Source organism: Bradyrhizobium sp. DOA1, assembly GCF_001593325.1.
In the GTDB taxonomy this organism is placed as follows: domain Bacteria; phylum Pseudomonadota; class Alphaproteobacteria; order Rhizobiales; family Xanthobacteraceae; genus Bradyrhizobium.
Map to the genome: position 1 here is coordinate 5,095,377 of NZ_JXJM01000001.1, position 13,098 is coordinate 5,108,474.

The window sequence follows — 13,098 nt, forward strand, 5'->3', positions numbered from 1 at the left end:
ATCCCCTCACCCGTGATGCGCTCGGCGAGGACTATTGGTCGCTGCATCGCAAGCTCGGCCTGACCACCGTCATGATCACCCATGACATGACGGAGGCGATCCTGCTCGCCGACCGCATCGCTGTGATGCGTGATGGCAAGCTGCTGGCGCAGGGCACGCCCGCGCAGCTCTCGACGAGCGGCGAGCCCTATGTGCTGGAGCTGTTACGCACGCCCCGACGCCAGGTCGAACGGCTGAACGCGCTGCTGCCGGCGAGCGGTGCGGCATGAGCATCTTGTCCGACCCGCGCTGGGGCGAGGCGCTGTCGCATCTGCCCGATTATCTCGGCAATCACGTGCGGGTGAGCCTTGCCGCGCTGGCGCTTGGTCTGGTCGTCAGCCTTCCGCTGGCCATCCTCACGCGCAACCGCCCGACGCCGCGCAACATCCTGCTTGCGCTTGCCAGCATTGTGCAGACGGTGCCCGGACTTGCGCTGCTTGCGCTGTTCTATCCGCTGCTGCTGCTGGCCGCTTCGTTAACGCTCGCCTGGTTCGGCTTTTCCTTCTCCGCCTTCGGCTTCCTGCCGGCCGTGCTGGCGCTGGCGCTCTATTCGATGCTGCCGGTGCTGCGCAACGGCATCACCGGGCTCAACGGGATCGATCCGGCGTTGACCGAAGCCGCCAAAGGCGTTGGCATGACCGCGCGGCAGTCGCTGGTCATGGTCGAGCTGCCGCTGGCGCTGCCGGTGATGATGGCGGGCATCCGCACCGCCGCCGTGTGGGTAATCGGCACGGCGACGCTGTCGACGCCGATCGGGCAGACCAGCCTCGGCAATTACATCTTCGCCGGGCTCCAGACCCAGAACTGGGTGTTCGTGCTGTTCGGCTGTCTCGCCTCGGCCCTGCTCGCGCTCGCCGTCGACCAGCTGCTTGGCCTGATCGAGAACGGCCTGCGCTATCGCAGTCGTCTGCGCGCAGCGCTCGGCGGCGTCGGGATCGCGGCGCTCGTCACGGCGGCGCTGGTGCCGACGATGGGGCGCTCGTCGCAGGGCTATATCGTCGGCGCCAAGACCTTCGCCGAGCAATATGTGCTGTCGGCCCTGCTGCGGGATCGTCTCCAGGCCGCAGGTCTTTCCGCGAGCGCAAGATCGGGCCTCGGCTCCAGCGTCATCTTCGAGGCGCTGAAGGCCGGCGACATCGATCTCTATGTCGATTATTCCGGCACGCTTTGGGCCAATCAGCTTCACCGCACCGATATCAAGCCGCGCGCGGAGTTGCTCGCGGAGCTGAAGGCCGCGCTCGCAAAGGAGAACATCACCCTGCTCGGCGAGCTCGGCTTCGAGAACGCCTATGCGCTGGTGATGCCGCGCAGGCGCGCCGAGGCGCTTGGCATCCGTACCATCGCCGATCTCGCCGCGCACACATCGACGATGTCGATCGCCGGCGACTATGAGTTCTTCTCGCGCCCCGAATGGGCGGCGCTGCAAAAAGCCTATGGTCTTCAATTCCGCGCGCAGCGCCAGATGCAGCCGGATTTCATGTATGCGGCGGTCGCCAGCGGTGAGGTCGACGTCATCGCCGGCTACACCAGCGACGGCCTGATCGCAAAGTACGACCTCGTCACGCTCGACGATCCCAGGCACGCGATTCCGCCCTATGACGCGATTCTGCTGCTGGCGCCCAAGCGCTCCGGCGACGAGCGGCTCGAGACGGCGCTCAAGCTGCTGCTCGGCAAGATCGACATCGCCACCATGCGCGAAGCAAATTTGCGCGCCAGCGGCAATGATGCGAACTCCTCACCGGATGCGGTGGCGAGGTGGTTGTGGGACAAGGTCGGCGGGCGGTAGGGTGCGATACTTCCGGCCTTCAGAGTTGCGGCCGGAAGCACCCGTACCAGCCTTCCCAGCGAGGGTGCCGATCAACATAACTACACTCGACGACCGCTCGGCCGATGCGGTCCGTGTGCCGAAATGTCACCTCAGCGAACGTCGCTTGAATGAGCTCGCCGTGATAGTTTTCACATAGCTGGGCGGTGAGCTTGCGCACCCCCTCGCGGCCGAACAAAGAAAAAATCAAAAGCGCTAAGGGCAGGAAAAATGAAAAAGCTGGCACGGCGATCATTCGTAGCTGGATCGGCGGCAGTGTTGTTCGCCCCTTTCGGGAAGACGCAAGCGCAATCCGCGTGGCCGAACCGATCACTTCGTATAGTCGTACCATATCCACCTGGCGGCCAGACGGACGGCATCGCGCGAGCTTTCGGTGACTACCTGGCGCGGCAGGTGGGAAAGCCGGTCATCGTCGAAAACAGGGCCGGCGCGGGCGGCGTCATCGGCGTGACTGAAGCAAAACGCGCCGAGCCCGATGGCACCACCATCCTCTGCACGATCTCTTCGTCACTCATCCAGAACCGTATCACGGTGAAAGAACTTCCTTATGATCCCGAACGGGACTTCATCTATCTGACGATGGTCAGCGGCGCCGGCGGTCCGGTGGTCGCGGCCAAGAAGACGGGAGCGACCAATCTTCGTGAATTCATCGAATATGCTAACAAGGTCGGCAGCCTGAACTGGGGATCCTACGGCGTAGGCTCCACGCCGCACGTCCTCATTGAAACGATCGCGAAGCAATACGGCATTCGGTTTCAAGTCATCCAGTACCGCGGTGAGGCGCCGATGTGGAATGACCTTGCCGGACAGACGCTGGATGGCGCCGCAGGAAGTTATGCCGCAGCAGCGCCCGTCATCCAGGCGGGAACGGGAAACCTGATCGGAGTTGTTGGCAGCAGGCTACCGCCCTATCCCGACACGCTGACCATGACGGAGCAAGGTGCCATCGGTGACTTCTATGAGCTACGCGCGTTCACGACCTTCGCCGTGCCGATCGGCACGCCAAAGGAGATCGTGGAGCAACTCTCGCCGATGTTGATCCAGGCCGGATCAGACCCGAAGGTCCAGCAAATGCTGAGCAACTTTCTGCTGTCTTCTCCCACCGATTTCGAGACGACCCATCGCATCTTCAAGCGCGACAGTGATGTGATGCTGCGCATCTTGCGCGAACTCGGTGTCAAGCCATCGGAGTGATCGACGCGCGCTCGACTACACCAGTTCAGGCTTGGAAAGCGAGCGGATGCGGCTGATAGCTGACGATGCGGGGTTTTCTGGTCGGCAAGCCTCCGCGCCTGGCACCACCCCGGCGCACAGCCATACCTCTTCGTGCAGCGCAAGGCAGTAGACTCGCTAAAGTCCCCGGATCATCCCCGAATCGATCAGCAACCGGTTCAGCCGCCGCGCCTCGGCACCGTCCTTGCAGCCGTAGAAGATGCCCTTGCAGCGGAGCATGATCTCCTTCTGCTCGGCGAAGGATGGATCGAGCGGGATGCCGGCGGCTTCCTGGATCACCAGCGGCAGATAGGGACCGTCAACGGTGTCCATCACGGCTTCAGTCTTCACCGGCTCGAAATTGACGGCGTCGATCGCGTAATACGTCGCGTAGAGACGCGGATCGTAAGCGTCGAGCTTCTTGCCGAGAGCACCTTCGTCGAGTCCGGGCTCGAGGATAGCAGGCGCGAACTCCGGCTGGTGGTCGCCGTAGCGCACGATCAGGAAAGGCTCGCCGGGGAAATTCTTCTTCAGGCCGGCGACGAATGCCTTGTACTGCTCGGCGCTGATGGCCTGACGGCGCAGATATTCGTCGATGGACGGCGTGTTGCCCGGCGCGCGCCAATTCGGCAGCAGGTCGGAACGGAAGCGCGTCTCCCAGGGGAAATGATTGGCGCCGAGATAGATGAAGGTGAACAGCGGCTTGTTCGGCGGCTGCTGGCCCATCAGCTGGAGCGCCTTGTCGTAGAAGAAGGAGTCGGGCTCCACGTCCTTGGCGCCGAGATCCTTGGAATCCAGGAAGCGTTCGATGCCGGTCGTCATCTGGAAGCTGCGCGCGCCCATGAAGCCGCCATAGGCGGGATAGAGCGACATCGTGTCGTAGCCGCAGCGGCGCAGCGCCAGCGGCAGGCCGCGCTCGACGCGGTTCGAGGCGATGCGCGTCACGAAATAGGCGAAGCGGCCGAACGAGCGGGAGGAGAGCCCGGCCAGCACGTTGTATTCGGTGAACCAGCTCGGGCCGCCATTGCTCTCGGCGAGGAAGGTGCGCTGCCTGCCGTCCCAGGACTTGAAGTGGTCGCCATAACGCGGCGGCACTTTGATGCCATCCGCAGCGCGGATGTCGAAGCTCGATTCATCATGGATCATGATGATGTTGGGCCGGCGGCCCGCGGGATGACAGGCATCGACCAGCGGCATGTTGAGGTGCTCGTTGGTGGAGGCGGCCGATTCCATGAAGCCGTATTGCACGAAGTCGGAAACCGAACTGACGCCGGAGCGGAAGAACTTCGAGAGATAGCCGTCGTCGTAATAGCCGCGCCAGGCTTCTTCCGGATGGGAGAGCGAATAGCCGACCAGCGCGGCCAGGCAGGCGAGCTTGCAGGCCAGCGCCGGCAGGCGGCGGATGCGAAAAGGGTCGAGCCACCACAGCGCATACATCAGCGGCAGCGTGACGAGGCCGGCCAGGATCACCGACCAGCGCAGATTCGGGAAGATCGTGAACAGGAATGCGACGCTGTCGCGGTCGATCATCATCAGGTCGATGAAGTTGACGGTCATCTGAACGATGTCGTGCTTGAGCCGCGACAGCAGCACCAGCACCACGACCATGGTCAGCGACAGTGCGCCCGACAGTGCCGGCCGCCGCAGCAGCGTGATCCAGAAGAAATTAAGGATTCCCCAGGCCAGCGCGAAGGAGAGGCGCGAGCCGAAATCGGTCTCAGTCTCGTACATCAGCGCCAGCGCCGCGAAATGCGGCGCAGCCACTGCGAGCAGCCGCCAGATGCCGAGCGCGGCGACGCTCGCCAGCACGGCGGTCGTGGCAGAAGGACCTGGATTCGGCGCGGACGCCATCGACGACACGCAACTGGTCCGGCGCGGTGATGCCAAGCCGTCCGGCCGACCCATAATTCGGCTAGCGGCGCCCGGCGCAGCCGGAAGCCTGCACCGTGTCATAAAATTGTAATGGAACAGTCACGGTCAGGCAACGCGTGCGGCGATTCGACCTTCGGTTATTGTTAGTGAAAGACAATGGGCCGCACGCAGAGGAGGACCCGCCTGCGACGTGGGACCGTGTGCCGCCACCACGCTCCGCCAGCGCCCGGTTGCAGCGCACCAGCACACGGGGGTTGCCGGATATGGTCAGGCGGGGGCCGGGCGCACGGCATCGAGGACAGGCAGGCTCCGCGGGACAGGCCTGCGGGCGAACTGAACGCCGGTCATCCCGGCGGCAGCAGCCCGAGCCGCTTGGCGATGATGCGGTCGACCGTCCGTTTCGGGAGCACGGCGCCGATCAGATGGCGCAGCGGGTCCGGCGTGATCTGGTAGCGCACCTTGGGGCTTGCCGCCGTCAGCGCTTCGAACACGACTTCGGCTATGCGCTCGGCGGGCAGGCCCTTGGCGCCGAGGTCCATCATGAAAGCCATCACTTTGTTCAGCGCCGGCAGATAGGGCGAGTTCTTATAGACGGAGAGATCGATCTGTTCGGCCTTGCTCCAGATCGGCGTCTTCACCGCGCCGGGGGCGACGATGATGACGTCGATGCCGAACAGCATCAGCTCACGGCGCAGGCTCTCCGACAGTCCCTCGATGGCGTGCTTGGAGGTGCAATAGGGCGCCGACAGCGGATTGCCGTTCCTGCCCGCGACCGAGCCGATCATCACGATCCGGCCCTTCGGTCCTTTCAGAGATGGGTCCGCACCGAGCAAGGGCCCGAACGCCTTTGTCGCGATCACAGGGCCGATGACGTTGACGTCCATCTGGCGGCGGAAATCGTCAGCCGACAATTCGAGGACGGGACCGGCGACCGCGATGCCCGCGTTGTTGACGAGACCCGCGAGCGTCTCGCCGCCCACCGCCTCACGCACTTGGCGTGCGGCGGCCAGCACGGCGGCCTCATCGGTGACGTCGAACAAGAGCGGCGTGAAGTTCGTGCCCAATTCACCGGCAAGCCGATCGGCATCGGCCTGCTTGCGGACGCTGCCGAACACACGATAGCCGCGCCCGATCAGGAATTTCGCAACGGCCCAGCCGATGCCGGTGGACGCGCCGGTCACGACGACAGATCGCATGATGCCCTCCCCTCAAGGCTCCCGCAATCATGGCGGAAAATAGCGATGGTGCGAAGGGGCAGCAGAGCTGGAATCCAGGAGCCGCAATGGCGCCCGGATCAGCAGCGCACCATTTGCGTGATGCGCTGCGTCCGGGAAACGACGGCTTAGTTCTTCGACTTGTCGACCAGCGCGCCCTTCTTGATCCAGGGCATCATGTCGCGCAGCTTCGCGCCGACTTCCTCGATCGGGTGCGCGGCGAGCTTGGCGCGGGTCGCCTTGAACGAGGTCTGGTTGACCTTGTTCTCGAGCATCCAGTCGCGGGCGAACTTGCCGCCCTGGATGTCGGCCAGCACCTTCCGCATCTCCTTCTTGGTCTCGTCGGTGATGATGCGCGGGCCGGTGACGTACTCGCCATACTCGGCGGTGTTGGAGATCGAGTAGTTCATGTTGGCGATGCCGCCTTCATAGATCAGGTCGACGATCAGCTTCACTTCGTGCAGGCACTCGAAATAGGCCATCTCCGGCGCGTAGCCGGCCTCGACCAGGGTCTCGTAGCCGCCCTTGATCAGCTCGACCAGGCCGCCGCAGAGCACGACCTGCTCGCCGAACAGATCGGTCTCACACTCTTCCTTGAAGGTGGTCTCGATGATGCCGGCACGGCCGCCGCCGACCGCCGAGGCGTAGGACAGGCCGAGGTCATGGGCGTTGCCCGAGACGTCCTTGGCGATCGCGATCAGGCAGGGCACGCCGCCGCCGCGCTGATACTCCGAGCGCACGGTGTGGCCGGGGCCCTTCGGGGCGATCATCAGCACGTCGAGGTCGGCGCGCGGATCGAGCAGATTGAAGTGGACGTTGAGGCCGTGTGCGAAGACGAGGGCGGCGCCCTTCTTCATGTTGTCGTGCAGGTGCTCGCGATAGATGTCGCCCTGGAGCTCGTCCGGGGTCAGCATCATGACAAGGTCGGCCCATTTGGCGGCTTCGGCGACTTCCATCACCTTGAAGCCGGCCGCTTCCGCCTTCTTCACCGAGCCGGAGTCCTTGCGCAGCGCGATGGCGACTTCCTTGACGCCGGAGTCCTTGAGGTTGAGCGCATGGGCGTGGCCCTGGCTGCCATAGCCGACGATGGCGACCTTCTTGCCCTTGATCAGGTTCAGGTCGGCGTCGCGATCGTAATAAACACGCATAGTCGTTTCCTCGTTCGGGGGCCGGAATCGGCCGATGGTTAGTCTTTCGAAGGCGAATTGACGGATTTCGGAGGCTGTCTAGAGCATTTTAGGGCCCCTGGGAAACCCGTTTCTGCATGGAAATCTGCGGCATCATGCATCCATGAAGACGGGGTAGAGGGACGCGAGCAGCAGAACCGCCATCAGGATGTTGAAGGCGCGAACCAGCCGCTCGGAGGTCAGGACCGGGCGCAGCGCGGTGCCGAACAGCGCCCAGATCACCGTCGAGACCGTCCCGATGAGCAGGCTGATCACGGTCTGGATCGCGATATTGAGCGGGAATTGGGCGATCGCTGCATAGGCCGTGATGGTGCCGATCACGATCACCCACCCTTTGGCGTTGATCCACTGAAACATGGCCGCGCCCCAGAACGTCATCGGGCCGCGGCCACTCCCCTCACCCGGCCTGGTCGGACCGGACATGGCGATCGCAGCGGCGAGATAGATCAGGTAGACCGCACCGCCATATTTCAAGATGCTCTGGAGGATCGGGTAGGACAGAAAGACGGTGCCGAGCCCGAGGCCGACGGCAGCGACCATGAAGGCAAAGCCGATGACGATGCCGGCGATGTGCGGGATGGTACGGCGAAAGCCGTAAGTCAGCCCCGACGACAGCAGCATGATGTTGTTCGGTCCTGGCGTGAAATACATCACGGTCATGAAGGCGAGGAAGGCATAGAACAGCGACTGCGACATGCTCACCTCACGCGGTCTTCGGCAGGACTTGCGGACGCTTCGCCAGCACCATCACGGCGATACCGCCGATCACGGTAAGCATGCCGGCGAGACGCAAGGGTCCGAACCGCTCGCCGAACACGATGCTGGAGGCGGCCGATCCCACGAACGGCACCAGCAAGGCGAACGGCACCACCTGGGCGGCCGGATAGTCGCGGAGCAACCGCCCCCACAGCCAATAGGCGATGCTGGTGGAGATGGCGCCGATCATGAGCAGGCAGATCAGGCCCGTGAGCGAGATGTGGATCAGCGACTGAAAAGTCGGCATCGGCCCGTCGACGACCAGCGTCAGCACAAACAGCGGCACGGCGGACGTGAGGCATAGCCAGGCGAACAAGTCGAACATCGGCGCACCGCGGGCGCCCCGCAGCAGGAGATTGCCGACGGCAAAGCAGATCGGCGCGACCATCAGCACTGCGAAGGCGCCGACGCTGAAATCGTAACCGACGGTGCCGCAGATCATCAAAAGCCCCGCTGCGGCGATGCCGATGCCGAGCGACTGCATCGGGGTCGGCCGCTCCCCGAAAGCGATCGCGGCGAAGCCGATCGTGAACAACGCCTGGCTCTGCACCACCACGCTGGTCAGCCCCACGGGGACGCCATGGGCGATGCCGTAGGCCTGGCTCAGGAACTGGCCGAGAAACAAGGTGAAGCTGATGGCGATCAGCAATGACCAGGCGACCTTCGGCTTGGGAATGAATAGGCACGGCAGCGCGGCGATGGCAAAGCGCATCGCCGTCATCAGCTCCGGCGAAAATTCGTCGAGCGCGATCCGGCTCGCCACGAAGGCAAGCCCCCAAATGATCGCAACCAGGATCGCGATGAGGATGTCGGCCGGCTTCATTGTTGGTCCCGGTCCTGCACCGTCGTGCAGCCCTGTTATTCTTGTTAGCCTTGCTCGCCGGCCTTTGGTTTCCGCAGCAGATAGGTGCCGTGCATGGGGGCGTGGTAGTCGGCCGAGACCAGCATGAAGCCGACATCGGTCAGCATCCGCTCCATCACCCAGCCGAAGGTGGAATATTCGTCGCGCATATGCGTGACGACGCCGTCGCGCGCAAAGTCGTGATTCTTGATCTGGAAATCGGCCCATTGCTCGACGTCGCGCTCGATGGCATCGGGCATCGAGGCATAAACGATGTCGCGCAGGTAGAAGCTCGCGCCCGGTTTCAGCGCGCGATAGATCCGCGACATCGCAACCGCCTTCCAGAAGTCCGGCAGATGATGCAGCGTGAACTCGCTGACGATCAGATCGTAGGACTCCGCCTGGTAGGAAAAGCTGAGCAGGCCGGCCGACTGGGTGCGGACCGGCGCCTTGCGGTCACGCGCGTAGATCTCGGCGAGCGCCAGCATCGCCGGCGAGATGTCGATGGCGTCGACCTCGGCGCCCATCAGGGCGGCTTCGGTGGCAAGCACGCCGTTGCCGCAGCCGATGTCGGCGATGCGCCAGCCGCGCTGGACCCCGAGCGTTTTCAGCGCGGCGCGCGCCCGCAAATCGGCATCCTCGTGGCTGTCGTAGATCGACGCCACCGCGGGCCCGATGCCCATCCGATTCCGCTCGTTATAGTACCAGTCGCGCGCCAGCATGGCTCACATCCCTTCAGGCCCGCGGCCGATCGCGGCAACGCCGGTGCGCGACACCTCGACGAGGCCGAGCGGGCGCATCAGGTCGATATATTGATTGATCTTGTCAGTATTGCCTGTGATCTCGAACACAAAGCTCTCGGTGGTGGCATCGATCACGCGGGCGCGGAACGCATCCGCGAGCCTGAGCGCCTCGACCCGGTGCTCGCCCTGCCCGCGCACCTTCACCATCGCAAGCTCGCGCTCGATCGAGCGCTTGGTCTGGGTCATGTCGACGACCTGGTAGACCGGGATCATGCGGTCGAGCTGGTTCTTGATCTGCGCGATCACCATCGGCGTGCCGGTGGTGACGATGGTGATGCGCGACAGATGCTTCTGCGCCTCCGTCTCCGAGACCGTGAGGCTCTCGATGTTGTAGCCGCGGCCCGAGAACAGGCCGATGACGCGCGCGAGCACGCCAGGCTCGTTCTGCACGAGCACGGCGAGTGTGTGCGTCTCGTTGGGGTCGTGGCGGTCCTCGATGAAATAGGCGGATGCGGGCTGGTTCATGATCGTCCCCTCAAATATCTTTCGTCACACCAGCGCCTTGCCGCCGGCGAATGCCTTCGCGGTGGCCTCGTCGTTGGCCTGCTCCGGCAACAGCATCTCGTTGTGCGCCTTGCCGGAGGGGATCATCGGGAAGCAGTTCTCGAGTGCCGCGACGCGGCAGTCGAACAGCACCGGTCGCTTCACCGCGATCATCTCCTTGATGGCGCCCTCGAGATCGCCGGGCTTGTGCACCTGCAGGCCGACGCCGCCATAGGCTTCCGCAAGCTTGACGAAATCCGGCAGCGCCTCCGAATAGGAATGCGACAGGCGGTTGCCGTGCAGCAGCTGCTGCCATTGCCGCACCATGCCCATGTACTGGTTGTTCAGGATGAAGATCTTGATCGGCAGCTCGTACTGCACGGCCGTCGACATCTCCTGCATCGTCATCTGCACCGAGGCATCGCCCGCGATGTCGATGACGAGGCTGTCAGGATGGGCCACCTGCACGCCGATCGCCGCCGGCAGGCCGTACCCCATCGTGCCGAGACCGCCCGACGTCATCCAGCGGTGCGGTTCCTCGAAGCCGTAGAACTGCGCGGCCCACATCTGGTGCTGGCCGACTTCGGTCGTGATGTAGGTATCCTTGTCGCGCGTCAGCTCGAACAGGCTCTGGATCGCATGCTGCGGCAGGATGACGTCGTTGCTCTTCTTGTAATAGAGCGAGTTGCGGGCACGCCACTGCGCGATCTGCTGCCACCACGACTTGACGTCGGGCTTCTTCGCCTCCGCTTTGAACACCTGGAGGATGTCGCCGAGGATGTTGCCGCAATCGCCGATGATCGGCACGTCGACACGGATGTTCTTGTTGATCGAGGACGGGTCGATGTCGATGTGGATCTTCTTCGAGCCCGGCGAGAACGCATCGACGCGGCCGGTGATGCGGTCGTCGAACCGCGCGCCGACGCACAGCATGACGTCGCAATCATGCATGGTCATGTTGGCTTCATAGGTGCCGTGCATGCCGAGCATGCCGAGCCAGTTCTTGCCCGAGGCCGGATACGCACCGAGCCCCATCAGCGTCGAGGTGATCGGGAAGCCGGTGACCTCGACCAGCTCACGCAACAGCCTGGTCGCCTCGGGGCCGGAATTGATGACGCCGCCGCCGCTGTAGATCACGGGGCGCTTGGCATTGGCGAGCAGCGACACCGCCTTGCGGATCTGCGTCGCATCACCCTTCAGACGCGGCGCGTAGGAGCGGTGCACGTCGGACTTGCGCGGCGGATGATAGGTGCCGGTCGCGAACTGCACGTCCTTGGGGACGTCGACCAGCACCGGACCCGGACGACCGGAGGTCGCGACGTAGAAGGCTTCATGCAGCACCTTGGCGAGATCGTTGACGTCGCGCACCAGCCAATTGTGCTTGGTGCAGGGACGCGTGATGCCGACGGTGTCGCATTCCTGGAACGCGTCGTTGCCGATCAGATGCGTAGGCACCTGGCCGGAGATACAGACCAGCGGGATCGAGTCCATCAGCGCGTCGGTGAGCGGCGTCACCATGTTGGTGGCGCCGGGGCCGGAGGTCACCAGCGCAACGCCCGGCTTGCCGGTCGAGCGCGCATAGCCCTCGGCGGCATGGCCCGCGCCCTGCTCGTGACGGACCAGGATGTGCTGGACCTCGCTCTGCTGGAAGATCTCGTCATAGATCGGAAGCACCGCGCCGCCGGGATAGCCGAAAATGTCGGTCACGCCGTGATCGATGAGTGCGCGGACGATCATCGCGGCGCCGGTCATCTGGTTCGGATCGTGGCTCTTGTCGCTCATTGGCTTGCTCCGGATGCGCTGTTGTCAGCGGCTTCGTTCGTGTCGGGTTCGGGAAATAAAAAAGGCCCCGAAGAGGGCCCACACACACCGCCTGTCTTGTGGATGGCAGCTAGCCATCCCCGGCGGTGTGCCTGGGTACGACGGCGATAAGGAGTTTGGTAATAATGTTACGCATAGCTAGCGCTCGGCTTCCCAAAGGTTGCGCGAAACATAGCGGCCAAAGCTTGGATGTCAAGGCAATGCGGCCGTTCCCGCGCGATTTTGGCAGTGTAGCGGTGTTCCCCGGCTTGGGCGAGAGGTAAATTCGGGAACCCGGCACAAAACCACGTCAGTCGTGGTCTTCGGCCGCCCGCACCATCGTCGCCAGCCATCCCCTCGCCTCCTCCAGCCGCACCCATTCGAACGCAGGCAATTGGTGTCGGAACCAGGTGAACTGGCGCTTGGCGTAATGGCGGGTATCGGCACGGCCGATCGTGGCTGCCTCCTCCAGGCTGAGCTCGCCGCGCAGATGCCGGATCAAGGCCGGCACGCCATGCGCCTTCATCGCCGGCAGCAGCGGATCGAGGCCGCGGGCGGCGAGCCGCTCGACCTCCATCAGCGCGCCGGCACCCAGCATGGCATCGAAGCGGGCATCAATGCGGGCATAGAGCTCGTCGCGCTCAGGAGCGAGAAACACCGCGCGAAAACTGTCCTTGGGCAGCAAGGGCGGCTGAGCCTCCCGATGCCAGTCGAGCAGCGAGCGGCCGGTCGCCTCGACCACCTCGAGCGCGCGGGCGATGCGGGTGCGGTCGCGCAGGTTCAATCGCTCGGCCGCACGCGGATCGCGGCGCGCGAGTTCCGCGTGCAGCGCCTCGACGCCGTTCCGTTCCAGCCGCGTGCGCACGTCCTCGCGAACCTCTCCAGGGATTGGCGGCACCACGGAGAGGCCCGACGTCAGCGCTTTGAAATAGAGCCCGGTGCCGCCGATGAAGATCGGCAGGCGAGCTTCGGCCGTCGCGTCTTCGAGCACCCTCGCCGCGTCGCTCACCCAGGCACCGGCCGAGAAATTCACGGCCGCGTCGACATGACCGTAGAGACGATGCGG

Annotated in this window: 12 protein-coding genes and 1 pseudogene; 3 read left to right on the forward strand and 10 right to left on the reverse strand. The window is 64.1% G+C overall.

What is annotated here, in order from left to right:
• Together SE91_RS37765 and SE91_RS23725 are read left to right on the forward strand one after the other, a co-directional pair.
• Positions 1 to 269: pseudogene (locus SE91_RS37765) on the forward strand (ABC transporter ATP-binding protein); the annotation flags it as partial.
• Complete coding sequence (locus SE91_RS23725; RefSeq protein WP_061849333.1) at positions 266 to 1,825, forward strand: ABC transporter permease/substrate-binding protein; 1,560 nt, start codon at positions 266 to 268, stop codon at positions 1,823 to 1,825. The pseudogene SE91_RS37765 and the gene SE91_RS23725, both read left to right, overlap by 4 nt.
• Positions 1,826 to 1,844: 19 nt before the next feature.
• On the opposite strand, the gene SE91_RS37235 is transcribed toward SE91_RS23725, so the two are convergent.
• The gene (locus SE91_RS37235; RefSeq protein ID WP_197489510.1) at positions 1,845 to 2,177 is read right to left on the reverse strand and encodes a hypothetical protein; all 333 of its coding nucleotides are present in this window, start codon (positions 2,175 to 2,177) and stop codon (positions 1,845 to 1,847) included.
• On the opposite strand from SE91_RS37235, the gene SE91_RS23735 reads away from it, so the two are divergent.
• Positions 2,075 to 3,058, forward strand: a complete 984-nt coding sequence (locus tag SE91_RS23735) for a Bug family tripartite tricarboxylate transporter substrate binding protein (RefSeq protein ID WP_063921314.1) — start codon at positions 2,075 to 2,077, stop codon at positions 3,056 to 3,058. The two genes, SE91_RS37235 and SE91_RS23735, sit on opposite strands and share 103 nt — an antisense overlap.
• A 156-nt stretch (positions 3,059 to 3,214) precedes the next feature.
• Here the strand turns inward: SE91_RS23735 and SE91_RS23740 are convergent, their stop codons facing one another.
• The 9 genes from SE91_RS23740 to miaA form a co-directional block, all read right to left on the reverse strand.
• Positions 3,215 to 4,927: a sulfatase-like hydrolase/transferase gene (locus SE91_RS23740; RefSeq protein WP_061849336.1), complete on the reverse strand. Its 1,713-nt coding sequence runs from the start codon at positions 4,925 to 4,927 to the stop codon at positions 3,215 to 3,217.
• 365 nt (positions 4,928 to 5,292) lie between these two features.
• A complete protein-coding gene (locus SE91_RS23745; RefSeq protein ID WP_008556874.1) occupies positions 5,293 to 6,144 on the reverse strand; it encodes an SDR family oxidoreductase in 852 nt (283 codons plus the stop codon).
• Positions 6,145 to 6,290: 146 nt separating this feature from the next.
• Positions 6,291 to 7,310, reverse strand: a complete 1,020-nt coding sequence (gene ilvC, locus SE91_RS23750) for a ketol-acid reductoisomerase (RefSeq protein ID WP_060735242.1) — start codon at positions 7,308 to 7,310, stop codon at positions 6,291 to 6,293.
• 132 nt (positions 7,311 to 7,442) lie between these two features.
• On the reverse strand, positions 7,443 to 8,045 hold the full coding sequence (locus SE91_RS23755) for a LysE family translocator (protein WP_008566207.1): 603 nt from the start codon (positions 8,043 to 8,045) through the stop codon (positions 7,443 to 7,445).
• A 7-nt stretch (positions 8,046 to 8,052) separates the two neighbouring features.
• A complete protein-coding gene (locus tag SE91_RS23760; RefSeq protein WP_061849337.1) occupies positions 8,053 to 8,928 on the reverse strand; it encodes an EamA family transporter in 876 nt (291 codons plus the stop codon).
• 44 nt (positions 8,929 to 8,972) lie between these two features.
• Entirely contained in the window at positions 8,973 to 9,668 is a 696-nt protein-coding gene (locus tag SE91_RS23765; protein WP_060735240.1) for a class I SAM-dependent methyltransferase, read from the reverse strand.
• Between the two features lie 3 nt (positions 9,669 to 9,671).
• Positions 9,672 to 10,214 (reverse strand): acetolactate synthase small subunit, encoded by a 543-nt coding sequence (gene ilvN, locus SE91_RS23770; protein ID WP_018640841.1) that lies wholly within the window; start codon positions 10,212 to 10,214, stop codon positions 9,672 to 9,674.
• Positions 10,215 to 10,238: 24 nt separating this feature from the next.
• Positions 10,239 to 12,014, reverse strand: coding sequence for an acetolactate synthase 3 large subunit (locus SE91_RS23775; RefSeq protein ID WP_061849338.1), 1,776 nt, complete (start codon positions 12,012 to 12,014; stop codon positions 10,239 to 10,241).
• A 328-nt stretch (positions 12,015 to 12,342) separates the two neighbouring features.
• On the reverse strand, positions 12,343 to 13,098 hold a 756-nt coding region (miaA, locus tag SE91_RS23780; protein ID WP_061849339.1), incomplete at its 5' end, for a tRNA (adenosine(37)-N6)-dimethylallyltransferase MiaA.